Annotated in this window: 4 protein-coding genes; 2 read left to right on the plus strand and 2 right to left on the minus strand. The window is 61.9% G+C overall.

Going from position 1 to position 4,958, the window contains the following annotated elements:
- Positions 1-444 precede the first annotated feature (444 nt).
- Positions 445-939: a DUF2314 domain-containing protein gene (locus EOA22_RS24185; RefSeq protein WP_063168829.1), complete on the plus strand. Its 495-nt coding sequence runs from the start codon at positions 445-447 to the stop codon at positions 937-939.
- 13 nt (positions 940-952) lie between these two features.
- On the opposite strand, the gene EOA22_RS24190 is transcribed toward EOA22_RS24185, so the two are convergent.
- On the minus strand, positions 953-1,921 hold the full coding sequence (locus EOA22_RS24190) for a DUF3137 domain-containing protein (RefSeq protein ID WP_013530035.1): 969 nt from the start codon (positions 1,919-1,921) through the stop codon (positions 953-955).
- Between the two features lie 65 nt (positions 1,922-1,986).
- Positions 1,987-3,042, minus strand: coding sequence for a CapA family protein (locus EOA22_RS24195; RefSeq protein WP_063168830.1), 1,056 nt, complete (start codon positions 3,040-3,042; stop codon positions 1,987-1,989).
- A 107-nt stretch (positions 3,043-3,149) separates the two neighbouring features.
- On the opposite strand from EOA22_RS24195, the gene EOA22_RS24200 reads away from it, so the two are divergent.
- Entirely contained in the window at positions 3,150-4,415 is a 1,266-nt protein-coding gene (locus EOA22_RS24200) for a hypothetical protein (protein WP_127390266.1), read from the plus strand.
- Positions 4,416-4,958 lie beyond the last annotated feature (543 nt).

Genomic DNA, 4,958 nt, shown 5'->3' on the forward strand with positions numbered 1-4,958 from the left:
GTAAGCACTCCGTGCTGTTTCACTTTTCCGGACCGCCGCCTTGGGAAACGACAGCACCGGACGGCCTGAAACTGGACGGAAAGCGCACCCTCCGCAAATCACATTGGGTGAATTTTCGCAAACAATATCATAGGCTTAATTCCGACACATTATCTGCGACCTAGATCATTTCAGGCCGCTTCGGCTCCCCCAATGAACGCACTTCTGTCCGCGAAAAGAGTCACTTGGCCGATTGTGACGGGCGGCTTTCGATCACCACGCAGCCGCCGCAATCCATCTCGGGCGGCATCACGAAACAGAGCGCTGACCGATCGTCGATACACATTTTGTTTCGCGGATCAGTTCAAAAACCGCCACGCCAACGCTGATCAAACTCGCGCTACGGTTGCAAACCGACGTCGAATGCGGGATGGTGTCGACCGTTGACATGAAGGGGGGCCTTCCATGAAGCTTGCAGTCTGGACTGCGATGTCCCTGATGCTGGCGCTTGCTCCAGGATTGGCCGGCGCACAAGCCACGGATCCGGGCGACGACAAAACAATTATCTTCACTCCCGGCGACCCAGAGATGGCAGCGGCCACCGCGCAGGCGCTCGCCAGCCTGGACGACTTCCTGGCACTGTCCGAGGCGCCTCCCGCCGACACAGAGAGGTTCAAATTGAAGGTCAAGGTACGGGACGGCAACGTCACCGAACACTTCTGGGTCATACCGTTCCGCCGCACCGAAACCGGATTTGTCGGCATGTTGGCAAACCAGCCGGAGGAAGTGCACAACGTCGTCCTCGGCCAGAACATAGAATTCACCAGGGACGATATTTCCGACTGGGGATACACACGCGGCGGACGTCAGGTCGGCAGCTTCACCGTGTGCGTCATGTTCAACAAAATGTCGAAAGAAGAGGCGGACTACATGCGTGACAAATACGGCTTCGAGTGCTGAAAGCGCAGCCCGATCAACCCGCTTCGTCCTTCGCGCCGATCTTGCGCACAAGTGCCGCCGTCGCCAGCATCGCGCCCATGTCCGATATCATCGGCGCGACATGCCTGCTGTAGTCGAGCGGCACCGAAATATCCGGCAGCTCGAAGAAGTTCTTCGTCTGCGGCAACAGTAGGAAACCATCGCTGCCGTTGAGCGCGACGCGGGCTGGGTCGTCCGGCCAGGTTTCGCCAAGCCATTTCAGCGCCTGCGCCAGCCGGCCGCTCACCAATGGCTGTGCCGCCCCGAGATTGTCGGTGCGGAACTCGTAGGCGGCATCGAGCAAAGCATCGCCGCTGGACAGCTCTTGCAGCTTGCTGGCAAATATGCCGCGAAAGAAGCTGATCACCGCGTTGGTCCGCCGCGTCGCCACCAATATGCCGGGAAACGGCGCGATGGTCTCGAAAGCGACGATGACGCCCTGGAAGGCGGTCGAGGAGCCCTTGCCCGACCCTTCCCGCAGATGCGCCTCGTACAGTTCGAACGGAAACCCCTCATAGCGGCCCGCCACGATGTCGTCGAACGCCTGCCGGTTGAACGGACCAACCGCCGTGCGCGGCAACCGGTCGAAGGAATTCGGCGTCACGCCATGCTGGTAGCGCATGTCGGCGATGAAGCCGAATATGATCGGCAGCAGCGTCTCGCGGAACGATTGCTGCAGCCGCGTCGCCGGTTTCCTGGCCTGGAAATAGAGCAGGATCGAAGCCGCGAAGCCGATCACATAGAGAAATACATGCGGCGTCGAGACCCATTGCTCGTTGGGGTCGGCGACCTTGTTGAACAGCCAGGCGACCAGCACCACGGCCACCAGCACCAGCCCCACGAACACCGGCACCCGCCAGCGCACCTGCCGGACCGCCGAAGCCCTCGCCGCTTCATAGGCCTCGATGTCTTTTCGGATGCCGGCGATGACCGTTTCGCTCGGCATGAAATCCGCTGATTCCACCGCTACCCCCGCAATCCTGCCTCTGCGGGAGCATGATAGTTGGTTTTGCAAGGGCCGCCAGATGGTTAAGCGGGAACGCCTTCATCGGTTGGTGGAGAAGGGAAGACCGCTTTCAGTCGCTCCGCGACCCTGTCACGCATTCGGCCCTCCAAAGCCTCCATCAACACCAGCCGCTCGTGGTCGCCAGCGCGCAGGCGCATGAAGGGATGCATCCGGTAAGACGCGATCCTGCCGCGCGTACCGGCATCGGCACTGACATCGACAACGAGGATAGAGCCGATGCGGCCCGGCCATGGCTGCCGGGCAAAGGCGGTACCGAGGAAATCGCCGAGCCCATAGGCGACGATCGTCCCGTCAATCTTTTCCACCGGCTGCACGACATGGGCATGATGGCCCGCGATCAGCCCGGCGCCCTGCCCGGCCAGCCGCCTGGCCAGCGCTCGCGTCCCGTCGCGCGGAAAATGTCGGAACTCCCAGTCCCAATGCGGCACGGCGCAGAGAAGGTCCAAGCCAGCGGGTGGCCAGCTCGCCGGATCGCTGTCCATCGAAACGCGCCCGGCAAACAGTTTTTCATCGGCGTTCCGCCACAGCGTGAAGGCGGCGAAGCCGATATCAAGCGATCCAACCTGAATCGGCACAACCGGACCGTCGGCCAGGCCGATCGTGCGGATGCCGAGCCGCAGCAACGCCGCGATTGTCTCGTCGAAACCGGCGATGCCCTGATCCAGCACATGGTTGTTGGCCAGCGACAGCACGAGTTTTTCGCGCGCAACACCAACCGCCGTCAGCGCCTCGGCCAGGAACGGCTCGCTCATCGCATGATGCGTGCCGAGCCTTGTGCCCAGCACCGCGCTTGGCCTGTCCACAACAGGGCTTTCGCAATTGCCGATCACCAGATCGGCAGCGCCGAGCAGCGCCTTGATCGCCGGATCGCAATCCGGCGCGCTGCGGTTGGCCACCGCCGAGATGTCGCCGACAAAGGCAAGCCGCACCGCTTGCTTCGGCGGTGGATCCATCAGCGTCCCGGCCATCGGCGCAAAGTCTTGAGCGTCGCCGGCCAGTGACGGCTTCAGGAAACGCGGCAGCCAGGACAGCTTGTAGGAAAACGGATAATTCGACACGCGATGCCCAATTGTTTGCCCTGTGTAGACCGTCCGCGGGGCGGGTTGAAGCGCGACGCTGCAAATGGTGTATGTTTGCACTGCGCGACAAACATTGGGGGGAAAAGATGACACGACTGGCAGGCCTGCTGACATCCGCTTTCATTCTGCTCCTGCCGCTGTCTTCCGCGTCGGCGGCAATGCCAGAAGCGGCAACCACATTGTTTGAGGCGAAGACCGTGGCCGCGCGCGACACCGCTCTCTCGACGCTGGAGGCTGCCGCGCCAAAAGACCCGGCATCCGCCTATGCGGCCGGGGCGGGCGAGTTCTTTACCGCACTGGAGATCCTGGCCACCGGCCTGCACCGTCATGGTTTCGAAAGCCCGCAATCCTTCATGCTGCCGCTGATGCGGTTGCCAGTGCCCGACAATCCCAATCCCGAGCCGCTCACTTACGAGCAGTTCCGCGCCATCCTGGTCGGCTTCCGTGACCGGCTGGAGAAATCCGCAGCCACGTTTGCCTCGGTGCCGCCCAATGCCGATATCGGCATGGTCATCGATCTCACCCATGCCGGCATCGACCTCAACGAGGACGGCACCATCGCGCCGGACGAGAGCATGGCGGCGATCATCGCCTCACTCTCGCGCGGCGGTATCTCGTCGGACGCCGCCGCCCCCACGCTCACCTTCCGCTTCGACCGCGCCGACGGCTACTGGCTGCAGGGCTATGCCGAGTTCCTGATGGCGCAGGCCGATTTCTGGCTGGCGCATGATTTCAGGAGCACCTTCGACGGCTCGTTTCACATGCTGTTCCCGCGCGCCAAATTGCCGCTGCAGGATATTCTGGTGCCGCCGGCCGGCGATATGGGCTCGAGCATCTTCTCCTCGGAATGGCGCATCGCCGATTTCATCTCGATGGTGCATCTCGTCAACTGGCCGGTGATCGAACCGGAGCGCCGGCAAGCGGCGCGCCGCCACCTGCTGGAAATGATCCGGCTGTCGCGCGAGGACTGGAAGGCGATCCGCGCCGAGACCGACAATGACCGCGAATGGCTGCCTGGACCGCAGCAGAAGGGCGAGAACCCGCTCACCGGCCTCGAAGTCGGCGAGGAGCAGGTCCAGGCCTGGCTCGCCGCCTTGACCATGGCCGAGGATCTCCTGGAAGGCCGCAGGCTGCTGCCGCATTTCCGCGTCACCGCCAGTACTGGGCTTGGCATCAACATGAAGCGCTTCTTCGACGAGCCAAAAAACTTCGATCTCGTGCTGTCGATCACCGGCCCGGCCATCGCGACCTACCTCGAAAGCGGCGAGCTCGCGACCAGCGACGATTTCGACCAGATCCAGCGCCAGTTCGGCGGCGACGGGTTTTTGACGTTTGCGCTTTGGTTCAACTGAGGGTGGGCCGTTTGAGGCCGCCTTCCCGCGAGAAATCTAGCATGGCAGGCAACAGTTTTACCGGAAACACGCGCGCCTTTTGTAGGCAGGTCTGCCGGCAGTCGGTTCGCTGCATACACCGCGCGGAGGCGCTGCGTAAAAATTAGCAGTGGCTGTTTTGCTTGACTCGGCCGCCAAAAACAGGCAGCAAAACCAGGTCGGAAGGGCGACAACACCACTTTCCTGGCCGTGGACGAAGGCTGATTTGGCCAAAATCCACATCTCGTCGTTGGTTTTGAGAGGAATTGATTAACCAACTTTGTCCATATTTTGAAGCAATCGGCAACCAACTACAGACGCGGCAAACGCGTCGGGGACCACCTGGGATCACTCACAGAATGGTCGTCGCGGCTCTCAAGGCCACGTACGGGGAAACCGATTGAAGCGAGATTGGTTGCATGGCGTTGTTGAGTACACACAAAAAAAACCGGGGACAGCGTGAGGGCGGCGAGTTCGTCGATGCTCCACGTTCCCCTTCCTTCTACGCTGGCCGGGTGGCCCGCT

Source organism: Mesorhizobium sp. M7A.F.Ca.US.014.04.1.1 (assembly GCF_003998745.1).
Classification (GTDB): Bacteria; Pseudomonadota; Alphaproteobacteria; order Rhizobiales; family Rhizobiaceae; genus Mesorhizobium; species Mesorhizobium ciceri.

Coding starts and splice junctions, on each gene's coding strand:
- EOA22_RS24185 (WP_063168829.1), top strand. CDS start 445: ATGAAGCTTGCAGTCTGGACTGCGATGTCCCTGATGCTGGCGCTTGCT.
- EOA22_RS24200 (WP_127390266.1), top strand. CDS start 3,150: ATGACACGACTGGCAGGCCTGCTGACATCCGCTTTCATTCTGCTCCTG.